Source organism: Rhizobium mayense, from assembly GCF_030272705.1.
Classification (GTDB): domain Bacteria; phylum Pseudomonadota; class Alphaproteobacteria; order Rhizobiales; family Rhizobiaceae; genus Rhizobium; species Rhizobium mayense.
Map to the genome: position 1 here is coordinate 20,037 of NZ_JARFYM010000005.1, position 17,417 is coordinate 37,453.

17 protein-coding genes are annotated in these 17,417 nt (G+C 61.1%); 7 read left to right on the forward strand and 10 right to left on the reverse strand.

All coding sequences use genetic code 11. The annotated features are described in order from the left end of the window. Positions 1 to 6 precede the first annotated feature (6 nt). Positions 7 to 471 (forward strand): Lrp/AsnC family transcriptional regulator, encoded by a 465-nt coding sequence (locus PY649_RS08895; RefSeq protein ID WP_285867920.1) that lies wholly within the window; start codon positions 7 to 9, stop codon positions 469 to 471. Here the strand turns inward: PY649_RS08895 and PY649_RS08900 are convergent. Next, positions 468 to 1,361: a GNAT family N-acetyltransferase gene (locus tag PY649_RS08900; protein WP_285867921.1), complete on the reverse strand. Its 894-nt coding sequence runs from the start codon at positions 1,359 to 1,361 to the stop codon at positions 468 to 470. The two genes, PY649_RS08895 and PY649_RS08900, sit on opposite strands and share 4 nt — an antisense overlap. After that, positions 1,361 to 1,831 carry a dUTP diphosphatase gene (gene dut, locus PY649_RS08905; protein WP_285867922.1) on the reverse strand — a complete coding sequence of 157 codons (471 nt, stop codon included), beginning with the start codon at positions 1,829 to 1,831 and terminating at the stop codon, positions 1,361 to 1,363. Before dut ends, PY649_RS08900 begins: the two co-directional genes overlap by 1 nt. A gap of 92 nt (positions 1,832 to 1,923) precedes the next feature. On the opposite strand from dut, the gene PY649_RS08910 reads away from it, so the two are divergent. From PY649_RS08910 to tsaA, 4 genes are all read left to right on the forward strand, one after another. Further along, positions 1,924 to 3,507 (forward strand): peptide chain release factor 3, encoded by a 1,584-nt coding sequence (locus PY649_RS08910; protein WP_285867924.1) that lies wholly within the window; start codon positions 1,924 to 1,926, stop codon positions 3,505 to 3,507. A 103-nt stretch (positions 3,508 to 3,610) separates the two neighbouring features. After that, positions 3,611 to 4,858 carry a GGDEF domain-containing protein gene (locus PY649_RS08915; protein WP_285867925.1) on the forward strand — a complete coding sequence of 416 codons (1,248 nt, stop codon included), beginning with the start codon at positions 3,611 to 3,613 and terminating at the stop codon, positions 4,856 to 4,858. Positions 4,859 to 4,948: 90 nt separating this feature from the next. Then, entirely contained in the window at positions 4,949 to 5,974 is a 1,026-nt protein-coding gene (locus PY649_RS08920; RefSeq protein ID WP_285867926.1) for an ABC transporter substrate-binding protein, read from the forward strand. A gap of 33 nt (positions 5,975 to 6,007) precedes the next feature. After that, on the forward strand, positions 6,008 to 6,532 hold the full coding sequence (gene tsaA / locus PY649_RS08925; protein ID WP_285867927.1) for a tRNA (N6-threonylcarbamoyladenosine(37)-N6)-methyltransferase TrmO: 525 nt from the start codon (positions 6,008 to 6,010) through the stop codon (positions 6,530 to 6,532). A 58-nt stretch (positions 6,533 to 6,590) separates the two neighbouring features. Here the strand turns inward: tsaA and PY649_RS08930 are convergent, their stop codons facing one another. The 3 genes from PY649_RS08930 to PY649_RS08940 form a co-directional block, all read right to left on the reverse strand. Then, entirely contained in the window at positions 6,591 to 6,800 is a 210-nt protein-coding gene (locus tag PY649_RS08930) for a TOBE domain-containing protein (protein WP_285867928.1), read from the reverse strand. 62 nt (positions 6,801 to 6,862) lie between these two features. Then, positions 6,863 to 8,377 carry a choline-sulfatase gene (gene betC / locus PY649_RS08935; RefSeq protein WP_285867929.1) on the reverse strand — a complete coding sequence of 505 codons (1,515 nt, stop codon included), beginning with the start codon at positions 8,375 to 8,377 and terminating at the stop codon, positions 6,863 to 6,865. A gap of 20 nt (positions 8,378 to 8,397) precedes the next feature. Then, entirely contained in the window at positions 8,398 to 9,345 is a 948-nt protein-coding gene (locus PY649_RS08940) for a choline ABC transporter substrate-binding protein (RefSeq protein WP_432761339.1), read from the reverse strand. A gap of 99 nt (positions 9,346 to 9,444) precedes the next feature. On the opposite strand from PY649_RS08940, the gene PY649_RS08945 reads away from it, so the two are divergent. Continuing rightward, a complete protein-coding gene (locus PY649_RS08945) occupies positions 9,445 to 10,347 on the forward strand; it encodes a choline sulfate utilization transcriptional regulator (RefSeq protein WP_285867931.1) in 903 nt (300 codons plus the stop codon). 10 nt (positions 10,348 to 10,357) lie between these two features. Here PY649_RS08945 and otsA read toward each other — a convergent pair whose 3' ends face one another. Both otsA and otsB read right to left on the reverse strand, forming a co-directional pair. Further along, positions 10,358 to 11,734 carry an alpha,alpha-trehalose-phosphate synthase (UDP-forming) gene (gene otsA, locus PY649_RS08950; RefSeq protein WP_285867933.1) on the reverse strand — a complete coding sequence of 459 codons (1,377 nt, stop codon included), beginning with the start codon at positions 11,732 to 11,734 and terminating at the stop codon, positions 10,358 to 10,360. 53 nt (positions 11,735 to 11,787) lie between these two features. Continuing rightward, positions 11,788 to 12,582 (reverse strand): trehalose-phosphatase, encoded by a 795-nt coding sequence (otsB, locus tag PY649_RS08955; protein WP_285867935.1) that lies wholly within the window; start codon positions 12,580 to 12,582, stop codon positions 11,788 to 11,790. 918 nt (positions 12,583 to 13,500) lie between these two features. Between otsB and PY649_RS08960 the strand changes: the two genes are divergently transcribed. Further along, positions 13,501 to 14,316, forward strand: coding sequence for a class II glutamine amidotransferase (locus tag PY649_RS08960; RefSeq protein WP_285867937.1), 816 nt, complete (start codon positions 13,501 to 13,503; stop codon positions 14,314 to 14,316). Here the strand turns inward: PY649_RS08960 and coaBC are convergent. The 3 genes from coaBC to PY649_RS08975 all read right to left on the reverse strand — a co-directional run bounded on the left by coaBC (position 14,303) and on the right by PY649_RS08975 (position 17,406). Beyond that, positions 14,303 to 15,514, reverse strand: a complete 1,212-nt coding sequence (gene coaBC, locus PY649_RS08965; protein ID WP_285867939.1) for a bifunctional phosphopantothenoylcysteine decarboxylase/phosphopantothenate--cysteine ligase CoaBC — start codon at positions 15,512 to 15,514, stop codon at positions 14,303 to 14,305. The genes PY649_RS08960 and coaBC overlap by 14 nt on opposite strands. 75 nt (positions 15,515 to 15,589) lie before the next feature. Further along, positions 15,590 to 16,486 (reverse strand): LysR family transcriptional regulator, encoded by an 897-nt coding sequence (locus PY649_RS08970; RefSeq protein ID WP_285867941.1) that lies wholly within the window; start codon positions 16,484 to 16,486, stop codon positions 15,590 to 15,592. A 155-nt stretch (positions 16,487 to 16,641) separates the two neighbouring features. Further along, positions 16,642 to 17,406, reverse strand: coding sequence for an SDR family oxidoreductase (locus PY649_RS08975; protein ID WP_285867942.1), 765 nt, complete (start codon positions 17,404 to 17,406; stop codon positions 16,642 to 16,644). Positions 17,407 to 17,417 lie beyond the last annotated feature (11 nt).

Genomic DNA, 17,417 nt, shown 5'->3' on the forward strand with positions numbered 1-17,417 from the left:
GAAAGTATGAGTGCACCTAATGCAACTATGGAACTCGACACGATCGACCAGCGCATGCTGGAGGCCTTGGCGCGCAATGCGCGGATTTCGCTGAAGGAATTGGCCGAAGTGGCCGGCCTGTCCTCGCCGAGCGCGGCCGAGCGGCTGCGCCGGCTTGAGGAGCGTGGTGTCATCGCGGCCTTCACCGTGGATATCGCGCCGGAGGCGATCGGTTATTCCCTGCAGGCTATCGTCCGCGTCCGGCCGCTGCCCGGCCAATTGCACGTGGTCGAGCGCATCATCCAGGAGACACCGGAATTCATCGAATGCGACAAGGTCACCGGAGACGACTGTTTCATCGGCCGCCTTGTGGTCCGCTCGATGGGCGAACTCGACGGCATCCTGGATAAGATCGCCGAGCGCGCCGAAACGAATACATCGATGATCAAGGCGACCCCGGTCAAGAGGCGACTGCCGCCCCTTTCTCGTTAAAATTCCGCCATCGGTGATAACATGATCGGACCATCGATATTGTCGGCAGCGTCGCCGCGCATCATCAGCGACGTGTAGCCTTGGTAAGGCGCCGGAGTGCCGTCCCAATCGAGCCGATCCGGCGGGAAGCAAACCTCGATCCGTTCGGTGCGAAGGTCGAGAGCGGACGAGATGGTAGCTAAAGGCGGAATGGCCGGACCGGCCACATCGAGAAGCCGAAGAGTATGGCCATGGAACTTCCAGGCAACAATGGTCGCATCGGTAACCAGAGTCAGGCGGATGTCGCGATCGAAGCAAGCATTGAGATGAAACATCTCCATTTGCCCGACAACGGCGAAGCGTCGGGATACGGGAGCGCGATTTTGCAGCAGCGTCTTCATCAGGCGAAGATCGTCGCGATCCTGTAGGGACAGACCCCTTGCGGGCGGGGGCGGTTCAGCTGTTTCCGGCGGCGGCCCAGCGAAGACGTGTTGCGGGAAAGTCCGGAAGCCATAGCGCTCGTAAAGAGCGGGTTTGTCCGTCAGCAGAATGTCGAGCTCGAAACCCTCGGCCTTGGTCCGTGCGAAGGCGCGCTGCATAAGGTCGCGATAAAGTCCTCGCCCACGCCAATCAGGCCGCACGGCGCCCGACTGATAGCCCGCTGCTTTGAAAAACCGGCCGTTGATGACCAGCGGCATGGAAAAGGCGCTGAAATTTGCGACGCACCGGCCTGTCTCATCGAAATAGCCAAACGGCATGCTGCTAGGGTCGGGGCCGCCGAATTGATCCTGCAGGCTGATGTCGATGGAAAACGTGTCCTGAAGCAGGTCCACAAGCGCTGACCAGGCCGGAGGATCGTTAAAATAGTCCTGGCGCAGGATCAGGCCTTCGCTACCCGGCGTGCCCGTCATCACACCCCGGTCGAGCCGAAGCCGCCGGCGCCGCGCGTCGTTTCGCTGACGATAGCGATTTCCATGACACGCGCCTGCGTTACCGGCGCAATCACCATCTGCGCGATACGCATGCCGCGCGTGATGTCGAACGGCTCTTCACCAAGATTGACCAGCAGCACCTTCACTTCGCCGCGGTAGTCGCTGTCGATCGTGCCAGGGGTGTTGAGGCAGGTTATGCCGTGCTTGAAGGCGAGGCCGGAGCGGGGGCGGATCTGGGCTTCGAAACCCTCCGGGATCTCGATGATGAAACCGGTCGGTACCAGCGCTCGCTTGCCGGGCGCGATCGTCAGCGTCGCGCCCGCCTCGACGGCTGCACGCAGGTCCATGCCGGCCGCACCCTTGGTCTCGTAGGCGGGCAGATCGAGGCCTTGGCCGTGCGCCAGGCGGATGAGGTTCAGCGTCGGGCGCGTATCGGGGTGAATGGTCATGCGGCATTAGTTTGTGCTGGAATCGCCGAGGTCAATTGCAATTGCGCCTTTGAGTCGCTAGATACAGCCGCAATTCACAGGATTTCACAAGCATGGCCGAAAGTCTCGCCGAGGCGGTATCCCGCCGCCGCACATTCGCTATTATCGCCCACCCGGACGCGGGCAAGACGACGCTCACCGAAAAGCTGCTGCTGTTCGGCGGCGCCATTCAGCTTGCCGGCGAGGTCAAGGCGAAGAAGGATCGCATGCAGACGCGTTCCGACTGGATGAAGATCGAGCGCGAGCGCGGCATCTCGGTCGTGACCTCGGTCATGACCTTCGAATATGACGGCAACGTCTTCAACATCCTCGATACGCCCGGTCACGAAGACTTCGCCGACGACACCTATCGCACGCTGACGGCGGTCGATGCCGCCGTCATGGTTATCGACGCCGCCAAGGGTATCGAGCCGCGGACGCTGAAGCTGTTCGAAGTCTGCCGCATGCGCGACATCCCGATCATCACCTTCATCAACAAGATGGATCGCGAAAGCCGCGACCCCTTCGAGATTCTCGATGAGGTGGAAGAGAAGCTGGCGCTGGATACGGCTCCGGTCACCTGGCCGGTCGGCCGCTCCAAGACCTTCTGCGGCTCCTATCACCTCGCCGACAATACGGTGCGCGGCTCCGATACCGAAGTCGAGGCGACGCGCGTCAACGGCCCGCAGGCCGTCGCCGACCGTCTGCCGGAAAACGAGCGGCAAGCCTTCGTCGACGAGACGGAGCTCGCCATCGAGGCTTGCCGTCCCTTCGACCGGGAATCGTTCCTGGAAGGCCATATGACGCCGGTATTCTTCGGCTCGGCCCTTCGTAATTTCGGTGTCCGCGATCTCATCGACGCGCTCGGCGATTTCGCGCCGCCGCCGCGCGATCAGGTCGCCGATATCAGGACGGTGCAGGCGACCGACGACAAGATGACGGCCTTCGTCTTCAAGATCCAGGCCAACATGGACCCGAACCACCGCGACCGCATCGCCTTTGCGCGCATCTGCTCCGGCAAGCTGGAACGCGGCATGAAAGCCCGGCTGTCACGCACCGGCAAGCAGCTTGGCTTGACCGCGCCGCAATTCTTTTTCGCCTCGCAGCGCCAGCTTGCCGATACCGCCTACGCCGGCGACGTCGTCGGCATTCCGAACCATGGAACGCTGCGCATCGGCGATACGCTGACGGAAGGCGAATCTCTGGTTTTCCAGGGCGTGCCGAACTTCTCGCCGGAAATCCTGCGCCGCGTTCGTCTCGAAGACGCGATGAAAGCAAAGAAGCTGAAGGAGGCGCTGCAGCAGATGGCGGAGGAGGGCGTCGTGCAGCTGTTCTCGCCGGAAGACGGCTCACCGGCCATCGTCGGAGTCGTCGGCGCGCTTCAGCTCGACGTGCTGAAGGAGCGGCTGATGGCCGAATATGGTCTGCCGGTTTCCTTCGAAATGTCGCGCTTCTCCGTCTGCCGCTGGATCTCCGCCGATCAGGTTATTGACCTTGACAAGTTCGTTACCGCGCGCCGCGGCGATATCGCCCGCGACCTCGACGGCGATCCGGTCTTCCTCGCCCAGGATGGTTTTTCGCTGCGCTACGAGGCCGAACGTTACCCGGCTATCAAAATGGTTGCCATCAAGGAATATCACGCCGTCAAGGCGGCGTGATATTCCGGCACGAACCTGACCGCGAAAATAGCTCTTTAGGGCGCATTCAGACTTTTTTGTTAGTCAAAGATAACGTAAGTCTGTTGCATAACCCGGAGAGTCGATGATGGACGTCGTGACGCTGGAGGACGTCAATCGTCAAATCGGCAATGGATTTCGCCGGTTGCGCTTTACGCCCGCCATAGAGGCGGCCTTCCTTCGCGACTATGCCGCAAACCGGGTCAAGCTCGCCGCCATTTGGGCCCTGATCGGCACGCTGATCTACGATATGGTGTATTTCGGCGACGCCACCATGATGTCGGATGTGTTCTCCGAACTTGTTGCCGTGCGGTTTGGAATCTTCACGCCATTTGCCCTGTTCAGTGTGCTGGCGTTGAGGCGCTGGCCGACTGCGCGAAATTACGATCTGCTGGCCATTGCCGTTGCGGTGCTCGGTGTTCTCCTACCGATGTCGGTCGCGGTCTATAGTCTTAGCCCTTACCTGTTCGTCTACCAGAACGGCAATGTCGCAGCGTTTTTGTTCTTCGTAATTGCGCTACGACCGCGTTTTCCGACCATTGTGGCCGGCCTTGTGCTGATGTGCGCCGTGCAATTCACCACGACGAAGTTGAATGGCTCGTTTGACGACGTCGTCTACACCGGGATCATCACCTTCTACGTTACCCTCGCCATCTTTCTGGCGATGAGCGCCTATTTCATGGAGCGCACGGACCGGCTGAATTTCCTGCACCAACTGCGTGGCGGATTGCTGCATGCGCAGCTGGAACGCAAATCAGAGCGCGACGAGCTCACCGGTCTTCTCAATCGCCATTCGTTGGCGCGGATCCGCGATTCCATCTGGCGCGAGAAAAGTACGACCGCTGCGGTCACGGTGATCATGCTCGATATCGATCGATTCAAGCTCTTCAACGATGTTCACGGCCATATCGAAGGCGACGACTGCATCCGCGCCGTCTCCCAATGCATTTTGCGCGAAGTTGTCGGCGTGGGCGAAACGTTCCGCTTCGGTGGCGAGGAAATCCTCGTGTTGATGGCCAATATCGATCGCGACGAGGCCCATGCGATAGCGGAAAGGACGAGAGCGGCGATAGAATCCCTCGGTATCCAGCACCGCGGGCTCGGCGGTGGACATGTTGTCACAGCCAGCCTCGGCTTGGCCTACGGCAAGCTGTCGGAATGGTCGCTGGAAGATCTGCTTAGAGGTGCGGACGCAGCACTCTACGAGGCGAAGCGGAACGGCCGGAACACCGTTTCGATGTTCGATGGCAGCGGTAGCGCGCCGTTCCAGGAAGACCAGAGGGACGGCGGAGCCAGCGTCTCCGTGTTTGCGGCCAGGCACAGGACTCAGTGACGAAAGCCGGAAATCGCGCATCCGTGATATTCCATAGAATATAGCGCTATGTCATAGTCCGGCATCCTTCATTACGGCTGGCGGTTTGTCATGGCGAAATTTTTGGCGGCCTTAGCGTTCATTTTCCTGGGCGTCCTGCCGGCGACCGTCGAGGCACGGCTGATCACGGACGCGGCCGGGCGCAAGGTCGAGATCCCAGATACGATCAACCGCATTCTCGTCGCAGGCCCACCCGCCGCTGCTCTCGTTTATGTATTGGCGCCGGATAAGCTTGCCGGCTGGGTAAGCGCGCCGAGCGATGCGGCTAAAGCCTATCTTGCGCCTTCGGTCCGCAACCTGCCGACCATAGGCCGGCTGACCGTCAAGGGCGGAACCATCAGTATGCAAGCGGTGACGGCTGCGAATCCAGATATCATTCTCGATGTCGGCACGGTCGATCCCACCTATAGCGCGCTGGCCGACAAGGTGCAGGGCGAGACCCACATACCCTATGTGCTATTCGACGGTAGTTTTGCGCGCACCGGCGATACACTGCGCGAAGTCGGCGATATCCTCGGGGTAACGGGTCGGGCCAAGACGCTGGCCGATTATGCCGACGCCGCGATCAAGGACCTCAACGACAAACTGGCGACCTTGACCGATGCTCAGCGGCCGCGGGTCTATTATGGCCGCGGCGCAAACGGTTTGGAGACAGGGCTGGCGGGTTCGATCAATCTTGAAATCCTCAATGCAGCCGGCGCCGTCAATGTAGCGGCCGCCGCCGGCAAGGGCGGGCTGACGCAGGTGACGCCACAGCAGATCGTGGACTGGAATCCGGATATGATTCTCGCCGAGGACGGCAAATTCGCCGCCGCCGTCAAAAGCGATCCGCAATGGGCCGGTGTCAAGGCAGTCAAGGACGGCAAGCTGTTCGTGCCGCCGTCGCTGCCCTTCGGCTGGTTCGATTCACCACCTGGCGTCAACAGGCTGATCGGCATCCGTTGGCTGGAGACATTGCTCTATCCGCAGCTCTTCAAGAATGATCTCTCCGCCGATGTCAGAGGATTTTATAAGCTGTTCTATCAGGTGGATTTGACGGATGATCAGGTGGCGGCGCTTCTGAAAAGCGCTGAATGATCGCCTGGCGCATTTGCTCGAAAGGGAAAAATCATGGTCCGCGAAAACGAGATTCGAGAAAATGAAGTGGCGATCGAACCGCCGGCTCCCGCTGATGCCGGTCTTGTCTTCGTCGGCCGCATCTCGACGCCATGGACCTCGCGGATGGAGACGCCGCGCCAGGGACGGCACGACGGGCCGCTTTGCCGCATCGAGATTTTCGAACCCTGGGTGCCAGCGCTCAAGGGCGTAGAGACCTTTGAGCGGCTGGAGATCCTCTATTGGCTGGACCGCTCGCGCCGTGATCTCGTTTTGCAAAGCCCGGCCAGTAACGGCAAGGTGCACGGCACATTTTCGTTGCGCTCGCCGGTGCGCCCAAACCCGATCGGCACGTCCATCGTCAAGCTGGAGGCGGTCGAAGGCGCCGTCCTGCTCGTACGCGGGCTCGATTGCCTCGACGGCACGCCGCTGCTCGACCTCAAGCCCGATCGCAGCCTTTTCAAACCGATCGCGCCGCCGCAGCCCGGCGATTTCCAGACCGGCGACGGCGAGACGGCGCATTATTGTCAGAAGGCGTGAAGCATGATCCCGAAAATTGCGAAGTGGTTTTCGGACGAGATCATGCTCACTTTGGGTGTCAGTCGACAGCAACCATGACATCAGATGCCTTGATGACGGCATAGGCGTCAGCGCCGACCGTCAGACCCAGTTCGTCGACCGCCTCATTGGTGATTGACGAAGTGACGATCGAGCCGTTGCCGATATCGATGCGGACATGCGCGGTCGTAGCACCCTTGGTGATCTCGACAACTTTGCCCTTGAGACGGTTGCGTGCGCTGATTTTCATGGACGTTTCTCCGATATGTCGGCGCGACTATATCGCGGTCGGAAAATCTCGCCACAAAAACCTCATTCTCCGCGTGGAAAACGCTGGTTCTCCTCCAACACGTTCAGGTCCATGTGGTTGCGCATATAGCGCTCGGACGCCTTCTGCAGCGGCTGGTAATCCCAGGGATAATAGGCGCCGTTGCGCAGCGCCGCATAGACCACCCATCGCCGCGCCTGGCTTTCGCGCACGGCGGCGTCGAAGGAGGCGAGATTCCAGCGCTCGCTCGCCTTCGCGGTCAGCCGCGCCAGGATTTCGGCGTAGGCAGGATCGTCGGCAAGATTGGTCAGCTCTTTAGGGTCGGCATCGAGATCGAAGAGCAGGGGCCCATCCTTCTCGCAGAGCATCACTTTGTAGCGACCGTCGCGCAGGCCGACGAGCGGCGCTTCGGACCCTTCCGCGGCATATTCCATCGGTACTGGACTGCGGCTCCCGGTGCCTTGGGCGAGGGGAGCTAGGTCCTCGCCATCGGTCCATTGCTTCAGTGAGGCGATATCGAGCCCGGCAAGGCCGGCAAGCGTCGGCGTCACGTCCAGCGTCGACACTGGCTGATCGATGCGCTGGGCTCTCCACCCGGGGGCGGCGATCATCAGCGGCACACGGGCCGAGCCTTCGAAGAAATTCATCTTGAACCACAGGCCACGTTCGCCGAGCATATCGCCATGGTCGGAGACGAAGAGCACGATCGTGTTGTCGGCCATCCGGCCGCGCTCCAGCGCATCGAGAATTTCGCCGATCTTTTCATCGACATAGGAAATATTGGCGAAATATCCGCGCCGCGCCCGGCGCACCTGTTCGGGCGTGATATCGAAGGCGGTATGATCGCTCGCCTTCATCAGTCGCTGCGAATGCTGGTCCTGCTTGTCGAAGGGGATTTCCGCAACCTCGGGATCTAGCGCCGGGCAATCTTCGTAGAGGTCCCAGAAGCGGCGGCGGGCGACGTAAGGGTCGTGCGGATGGGTGAAGCTGACGGTCAGGCACCAGGGCCGCTCGTCGTGTCCGCGCGATAGGTCGAGCAGTTTGCGAGTCGCGTGATAGGCAACCTCGTCGTCATATTCCATCTGATTGGTGATCTCGGCAATGCCTGCGCCGGTCACCGAGCCGAGATTATGATACCACCAGTCGATGCGCTCGCCCGGCTTGGTATAATCAGGCGTCCAGCCAAAATCGGCGGGATAGATATCCGTGGTCAGCCGCTCCTCGAAGCCGTGCATCTGGTCCGGCCCGACGAAATGCATCTTGCCGGAGAGCGCCGTCTGGTACCCCGCCGCCCGCAGATGATGCGCAAAAGTCGGAATATCGGAGGCAAATTCCGCGGCGTTGTCATAGACGCGGGTTCGGCTCGGCAACTGCCCGGACATGAAGGAGGCCCGCGCCGGTGCGCAGAGCGGGCTTGCCGTATAGCTGTTGGCGAAGCGCACGGAGCGTTTCGCCAGTGCCTTCAGCGCGGGTGCGTGGAGAAAATCGGCCGGGCCGTTCGGAAACAACGTCCCGTTCAACTGATCGACCATGAGGATAAGGATATTCGGGCGAGCCATGTTGAATGTCCTTGGCTGGATTAGAGGCCGACTGCGGCCTTGACGGCATCGAGGCCCGGTTTGCCGTCGATCGTCGTCACGCCGGCGAGCCAGGGCGTCAGAGCCTCAGGATGCGCCTTCAGCCAAGCAGTGGCCGCCGTTTTCGCATCCTGGCCGCCGAGGATCGAGCCCATCAGCGAATTCTCCATGCCGATGTTGAAGGTCAGGTTGTGGAACAGTTTCGCCGCGTTCGGGCAGGCGGCCGGCCAGCCGGTGCGCGCCACGGTGTAGACTTCTGCGCCGCCGTAGTCCGGGCCGAAATAGGCGTCGCCGCCCGCGAGATAGGCAATCTGGAAACGCTCGTTCATCGGATGCGGCGCCCAGGCGAGGAAGACGATCGCTTGCTTGTCCTTGCCGGCGCGTTCGACTTGCGACAGCATCGCCTGCTCGCTCGATTCCACCAGTTCCCAGCCCTTTAGGCCGAAATCGTTGGCGTCGATCATCTTCTGGATATTGGCGTTAGCCGGTGCGCCGGGCTCTATGCCGTAGATCTTATGATCGAAGTCGTCGGCATGTTTCTGCAGGTCGGCGAAGTCCTTGACGCCCTTGTCGGCGACATAGGTCGGCACAGCGAGGGTGAATTTCGCGCCCTGAAGGTTGCGGTTCAGCACCTCGATGGCCTTGGCCTTGTTGAGGTCGTCGACGAAGGCTTTCTGCGCCGGCATCCAGTTGCCGAGGAAGACGTCGATTTCGCCCGTCTTCATCGATTGATAGCCGATGGGCACCGAGAGCGTCTTGATGTCCGGCTCGTAGCCGAGCGCGCTGAGCAGCACACCCGTCACGCCGTTGGTCGAGGTAATGTCGGTCCAGCCCGGATCGGACATATGAATGGTGCGGCAGGAATCACCATCCGCTTTTGCAACGCCGGCGAAGGAAAACGCGCAAAGGAGCACGCCGATGGCAAGCCGGCCCATGACAGAAATTCGCATAATGACAGTTCCCTCTTAGTATTTGATGTTTTTATTGAACATCAGTAGCATTCGGCCTGTGAAGCAGGCTTTTTTCAATGGATGACATAAGGAAATTCTATGGCTGAACGGTCGGTGGACCTCGGTTGGCTGCGAATTTTCGTCGAGGTGGGGCGCACAGGGAGCCTGTCGTCTGCGGCCGCGAGCCTCGGGCTGACCCAGCCGGCGGTCAGCTATCAGATCCGCCGGATCGAGGAGCAGATGGGCGTCGTTCTTTTTCACCGCCAGCATCGCGGTGTCGAACTGTCCCCGGAAGGCCGCCGGCTGTTCGAGATCGCGGAGAAGGCAGTCGGCGGCGTCGATTCGCTGGTGCGCAGCTTCCGCGCCGAGGCGGAGCGCCCGGCGGTGCGACTTAGGACCGACTATGCCTTTTCGGCGCTTTGGCTGATCCCGCGCATGCACCGCTTTCGTCTGCTTCATCCGGAGTTGGATATCCAGATCGTCGCCACGCAGCGACAGGAGCGCGGCCATTCGGAAAGCGGCGATGTCGCCGTCGTCTTCGGCGCGCGGAATGAGTTTGGGCCGGAAGCGGCGCTGTTATTGCCGGAGAAAGTAGCGCCGATCTGTGCGCAGGGCTTTGTCGATAGATATGGTCCTTTCAGTGATCCAAGCCGGCTGGCGCGTGCGACGCTCGTGCATCTCGATACGGAAACGCCATCACCCTGGTTCGATTGGAAGAGCTATTTCGCTGAGTTTGGCATTAGCCGTGACAGCTATGCCGGCCATGGCGATCTGCGGTTCAACACCTATTCGCTGGTCGTTCAGGCGGCGATCGGCGAGCAGGGGCTGGCGCTCGGCTGGATGGGGCTGGTGGATTCGCTGCTGGCCGGGCGCATGCTGGTGACGGCCGGTCCGGTGCTGAGCGCGCCGAACCGCGGTTACTGGCTTCTGCCGCCCAAGTCGCAGAGCGTGCATGCTGAATGGCTGACGGAATGGCTGGTCAGGGAAGCAGCGGCGATGTAGCGGTCATTCGTCACTCCGCCCTTAGGTCGGTCAGGAAGTTCTCGCACCAGCGCGAAACATCGTTTTCCAGCAGATGGTCCATCATGCCGCGCCAACGCTCGCGCCGTTCTTCCAGCGGCATATTGATCCCGCGCGCCAGGGCATTTGCCGTGCCGTCCACGTCATAGGGATTGACGAGCAGCGCGCCTCTCAATTCTCGCGCAGCACCGGCGAAACGCGAGAGCACCAGCACGCCGGGATCGTCCGGGTCCTGCGCGGCGACGTATTCCTTGGCGACGAGGTTCATGCCGTCGCGCAGCGGCGTCACCAGGCCGACTTTCGCCAGCCGGTAGAGGCCCGCCAGCACCGGGCGGCTGATCGAGCGGTTGATATAGCGGATCGGCACCCAATCGACAGTGCCGATCGCGCCGTTGACCCGGCCCGCCTGCTCGGCGACAGCATGTTGCATCGCCTCGTATTCCGGTACCTCCGAGCGTGATTTCGGCGTGATCTGCAGATAGGTGACTCGGCGCTGATGCGCTGGATTGTTGGTGATGAAGCGTTCGAACGCATCGATGCGTTGCGTGATCCCCTTGGAGTAGTCGAGCCGGTCGACGCCGATGATCAGGTCGCGGCCCTCGACGCTTTGCCGCGCCTTGCGCACCATGCTGTGGGCCGCGGCTTTGCGGGCAAATTCGGCAAAGGCCGCCGTCTCGATGCCGATCGAATAGGCGCCGCCGCGGAAGTTGTGGCCGTGAGCGCTGAAATGGCCGGGACTGTTCTCGACGCCCATGCCCTCGCGCTTCAGGCAGCCGGCGAAATTTTCCAGATCGTATTTGGTCTGGAAACCGAGCAGATCATAGGAAGAGAGGCCTCGCATGATTTCTTCGTGCACAGGCATCGTGAAGAGCACATCGGCCGGCGGCCAGGGAATGTGCAGGAAAAACCCGATTCGATTCTTGAACCCCATTTGCCGGAGTTCAGCCGCCAGAGGAATGAGATGATAGTCATGTACCCAGATGATGTCGTCGGGCTCGACCAGCGGCGCCAGCCGGTGGGCGAAGAAGCGATTGACGCGGAAATAGCTGGCCATTTCCTTGCGGCCGTATTCGGCGAGGTCCAGCCGGTAGTGGCAGATCGGCCAGAGCACCCGGTTGGCGAAGCCTTGGTAATATTCCTCGACATCAGTCTGGGTGAGATCGGTCAGTGCGTAGGTGATGTTGCCATCTTCGGTCAACACCAACGGTTCGGGCTCGATGTCGCCGCTCGATTTGCCGGACCAGCCCATCCAGACGCCGCCACGCTCTGCAAGGGCAGCCTGCAACGCCACAGCAAGCCCGCCCGCCGCCGCCGCCCCTTGGTTATCGGGGACGGAAACACGGTTGGAAACAATGATGAGACGACTCACGGAATGCTCCTTTCAAGAGGGCCGCGGCGGTGGGCCGAAATGACCAAAGATGATTATTTGGCGAGCGCTGCGAGTATCTCTCTTAAACGCGCGGGCGAAGGAATGGATGCACGCGCCAGCGTCTTGCCGCTGGGCGTGCCGACGCGCACAGACTGACCGCCGAGGCGGTTCGCGACGCCGAACATGGTCTCGTCGGTGACGTCGTCGCCGATTGCGAGCGGCCGACGCCCGCTGAAGGGGGGCTCACCGAGAAAGGCTTCGACGGCATGCCCTTTGCTCGCGTGTGCGGGGCAAATCTCGACCACAAGCTTGCCGTGCTGCAGGATCCAATCCGGGCCCGCTTCCTGCAGATAGCGCTGCATCGCTTCGGCGACGTCGCCTTCGCGCTCGGGTGCCAGCCGGTAGTGAACCGCGACCGCAGCCCCCTTGTCTTCAACGAGAACACCCGGCCAGGCTCCAACCTCCTGCGCGATCACCCGCTTCATCTCCTGGAAGGCGGGCGGAATCAGCGCGCGCCGCAATCGCCCGGCCGCATCGCGCCGTTCGGCGCCATGCAGGCCGGCGACCGGGAAGTGGAACGGAGCAAACAGAGGGTCGACAAAGGCAACCGCGCGGCCGGTCACCAGCGCCAGCGCGCCGTCGAGCTGGCGGGAAAGCGCTTGAAGCGCGAAGGGCAGGGACGGAGGCACGACGATGGCCTCCGGTGTCTCGGCAAGATCGAGCAGCGTTCCGTCGATATCGAGGAACAACGCCCATTCCTGGGGATACAATGAGAGTGCAGAAAGCGCGGGCTCATTTGGCGGCGCCGGTTGGGCTTCACCCTGCTCGGGCTGTTCCTCGTAAGTCATGGAGGGTTAGCTATGGCGCGCTTTTCGTTCGGCAAGAGAAAAACGATCACAACAAAGTTTATTCCGGGAACGATAGCCCGAACTATTGCAATATCAGCAACTGATAGATGCAAAAAAGGGCCGCCCGAAGCGACCCTTCCATGAGTTTTGGCCCGTAACTGGCCTGAAGCGCAGGACGCTTCCGGAAGGCTTGATCAGAGCGAGGGCTGCCTCGCAACGCTCACTACCATTTCCATGCCTGGTACGAGAACCGAAATCTCACTAGACATTGGATCACCTTCCTTTCGTTACGTTGTCGATATGCCTAACGTAGCTCAAATTTCACCGGATGCAAGAGTGCATAGGGGCGGGCTGCTTCACTCTTCGTGTCGCACTGTGTCACATTGAAACGCAATGGTTCGTTCAACTTTAACGTGATATCGGCCGCGGCAGTTGGCAGCGAAAGCAGCGCCTATCTGTGCCAGCGGACACGATCGGGGAAGATGGGCAACCTCGACCGTGGCGATCGGCCTCGCCGTCAACACGGAGGTGAGCTATGTGGTTTCCACTTAGCATCACGCTTTGGGTAAGAAAAACCCGGACTAGCTGGCAAGTGCGTGTCCGGGTCAACTTCTTGCATTAAAGCAAACGAGGGGTGGGCTGCAACCCGCCCCTCACTCCAGCAATATAGGCGAAGCCGACATCTTCATCAAGCTACGCAGCGAGAAGCCAAAAAACCCTTTCAAAGCACGCATGTTCACAAAAGAATAATGCTACGACGCCCAAATGTGATCGGACGGCGTGTCAAATAACTGTCACCTTCCCCTCTCAATTGCCGGTAAATTAAGAGTTTATTACCTATTCCGCACGAACAATCGTCCTTGATTTTGACATTCTCCCGCGAGACAGGAAGCAAGCGGGAATTGGAGCGAAAGACGCATGTGTCGCTGGGCAGCCTATCGTGGAGACCCCCTCTATCTGGAGGAGTTGGTGTCTTCACCCGCCCACTCCCTGATCGAACAATCGCACTGCGCCACACGCGCCAAGACCGCGACGAATGGCGACGGATTTGGCATCGCCTGGTATGGCGACCGGCCGGAGCCGGGCCGCTATCGCGATATCCTCCCGGCCTGGTCCGACTGCAATCTCAAGAGCCTGGCGCGGCAGATCCGCTCGCCACTCTTCCTGGCCCATGTCCGCGCTGCTACCGGTGGCGGCACGCGGCGCGATAATTGCCATCCCTTCGTACATGAGAACTGGTCCTTCCAGCACAACGGACAGATCTCCAATTTCGACCGCCTGCGCCGGCCGATGGAAGCCATGCTTGATGATCAGTTGTTCCAGGCACGCAGCGGTACGACGGATTCCGAGCTTCTGTTCCTGCTGGCACTTCAGTTCGGTCTTGCGACCAATCCGGTTGCCGCGATCGCGGAGGCCATCAGCTTTGTCGAAGGCTTATCCGTCCATCTGACCGGTTCGGCGCTGGTGCGTTTCACCGCCGCTTTTTCGGATGGAAAGTCGCTGTATGCGGTGCGCTACGCCACCGACCGTAAGGCGCCGACGCTCTATGCCTCGCCTGTCGGTATCGGCTATTGCCTGGTCTCCGAGCCGCTAAATGATGATGTTGACGCCTGGACGGAAATTCCGGACGGCAGCAGCGTGTTGATCGACGGTATGGGCGTCCACGTCACGCCCTTCCACCCGGAAAAGCGTGCATCCGCCGAGCCTGAGACAGCAGCCGCTATTCCGGCTTGAATTGCTCAGCGATTAGATTCGCCAGACGCGCCGCCACTTCATCCTTCTCAAGGTCGGGCCATTGTTCCACGGCGTCATGGCGGATGATTTTCACGCTGTTGCGCGTGCCGCCCATGATGCCGGTTGCCGGCGAGACGTCGTTGGCGACGATCATGTCCGCGCCCTTACGCTCCAGTTTCGCCTTGGCATTTGCCTCAACATCCTGCGTTTCGGCGGCAAAGCCGATGACGAGCTTCGGTCGCTGCGTGTGATGGCCAACGGTTTTCAGGATGTCGGGATTTTCGGTGAGCGCTAGCGTCGGAATGGATTCGCCCGGATGCTTCTTGATCTTTTGATCGGCAGCGGAAGCGACGCGCCAGTCGGCGACGGCCGCGACCATCACGGCGATGTCGGCAGGAAGAGCGCAAAGCACGGCATCCCGCATCTCCTCCGCCCGCTCGACATGGACAACGTGCACGCCCATCGGATCGGGAATGGAAACAGGCCCGGATACCAGCGTGACATCGGCGCCGAGGGCCGCGAGCGCCGAGGCGATGGCATGGCCTTGCCTGCCGGAGGAGCGGTTGGCGATATAGCGCACCGGGTCGATTGGCTCATGCGTCGGGCCTGACGTGACGACGGCCTTTCTGCCTGCGAGCGGCCTTGCGCCGTCATCCAGCCGCATCTCGGCGGCAGCGACGATCTCCAGCGGTTCGGCCATGCGGCCGGTGCCGGCCTCCTTGCTCTCGGCCATTTCGCCTGACATCGGGCCGACGAAACGGATGCCGTCGCCCCTCAGTGTCTCGATATTACGCTTCGTCGCCGGATGCGCCCACATCTTCGGATTCATCGCGGGCGCTGCAAGCACGGGTCGGTCGGTTGCGAGCAGCACGGTCGATGCAAGATCGTCTGCAAGGCCGTTCGCCATCTTGGCCAGGAGATCGGCGGTCGCCGGCGCAATCAGAACGAGGTCGCAATCGCGCGCCAGCCTGATATGGCCGACATCCTGTTCGTCCTGCCGGGAAAACAGGTCGGTGAAGACATGGTCTGCGGCCAGCGCGCCGACGGCAAGCGGTGTGATGAATTGCTGTGCGCCCGATGTCATGATCGGGCGGACGGAAGCGCCGCGCTCGCGCAACCGCCGGATAAGGTCGAGGCTCTTATAGGCCGCGATGCCACCGGAAATGATAAGAAGGATGCGTTTTCCCGCGAGAACCATGGCCCGAACCCGTCGCCTGTTTTTGTGCTCATGAACCTAAGCCTTTGGCACACAATAGGCAATCGGCTCTGATGGTCAGCCGAGAATGTCGACGCAGAAGTCGATGAAGGCGCGCACTTTTGCCGGCACATGATGGCGGGACGGGTAAAAGGCGTAAAGCGGGTAAAGCTCGTCCTTCCAGTCCGGAAAGAGGTCGACAAGCTCTCCACGATCCAGAAAATCGGTAATGCCGAGCGTGAAGACCTGGGCGATACCGAGACCGGCAAGGCAGGTTCCCAACGTCGTTCCGGCATCATTGACCAGGATGCGGCCACGCGTCTCGACGGGGATGACCTTGCGCCCGCGCCGGAATTCCCATTCGAATGCACGCCCAGTGATCGGATCCTGATAGTGGATGCAGAGATGGTTCGCGACGTCGGCCGGCGTTTTCGGCCGGCCATGCCGCTCGATATAGGCAGGAGCCGCGACGGTGACCACACGGGTTTCGAGAAGCAACCGGGCAATCAGCGATGTCTGCGGCGGTTCGCCGAAGCGCAAAGCCACATCCATGCCGTCGGCCACCAGGTCGCCGATCTCGTTTCGGGTAAGGATCTCGATCTGCAGGTCGGGATAGAGGTCGAGGAAGGAGCCGAGGCGCGGCGCCAAAACAAGGCGGGAAAAATAGGGGTCGACATTGATGCGCAAGCGGCCGCGCACGGACTGGGCGACGCCGGCCACCGTCGTCGCGGCCTCCTCGATGCCGCTGAGAAGCGGCACAACCTGCTCGTAAAACCGCGCGCCGTCATCCGTCAGCCTTAATGCCCGCGTCGTGCGGTCCAGCAGGCGCACGCCGATGCGGGTCTCCAGCCGCGAGACCGCTCGGCTGACCCCCGATGGCGTCAGACCGAGCACCTCTGCGGCCCGCACGAAACTGCCGCCCTCCACCACGGCCGTCAATACGCTGACGCCATTCAGCAATCGTCCGTCGAACATTGTCCCATCCATGATTTTCTGTCAGCAATCATGGCGAGGCGGCGCATTTCAGTCAAAGTCTTTCGAACACGAAAAGGCCGCGGAGGGGAGTATCCCGCGGCCTTGCTTGAGATACTTCGGGTTTGGGCCCCGGAGATTGCTCATGCAGCCATCGATTACGTGCGAGTGATCGAGGCGCCGCCATCGACCAACGATGCAGTGCCGCTGACGAAGCTCGCATCGTCGGAAGCGAGATAGAGCACGGAGCGGGCAACCTCGTCAGGACCAGCGACACGCTTCAGCGCATGCAGATTGGTGACAAAGCCCTGCTTGTCGGGCGTATCATTCATCTCGCGATACATGTCGGTATCGACAGCGCCCGGCAGCACGGCATTGACACGTACATTCTGCGGGCCGAATTCGGCTGCGAGCGCCTGCGTCAGGCCGATCAGGCCGGACTTGCTGGCGGCATAGGCGGCGACGCCCGGGAAGGCGAAGCTGTAGCCTACAAAGGTCGACGTAAAGATCACCGAACCGCCGCCATGCTTGACCATTTCGCCAATCTGATGCTTTGCGGCAAGGAAGGAAGCGGTGAGATTGATCGTCAGCGCTTCGGCAAAACCTGCCTCCGAAACCTCGGTGCTCGGGCCTGCTTCCCCGATTATGCCAGCATTGTTGAAGGCGATGTCGAGTTTGCCGTAGCGCTCGACGGCGAGGGCGACCAGCGCCTTGTGATAGTCCTCCGAACGCACATCGCCGGCAAGCGCTGCGGCCTCGCCGCCTGCGTCCTTGATCTCAGCGACCAGACTCTGCAATTCCGGTGCGCGACGGGCGCCGACGATGACCTTGGCACCTTCGGCAGCGAAGAGTTTGGCTGTGGCACGGCCGATGCCGGAGCTGGCGCCGGTGACGATTGCGACTTTTCCATTCAAGCGATTCATTGTTCCATCTC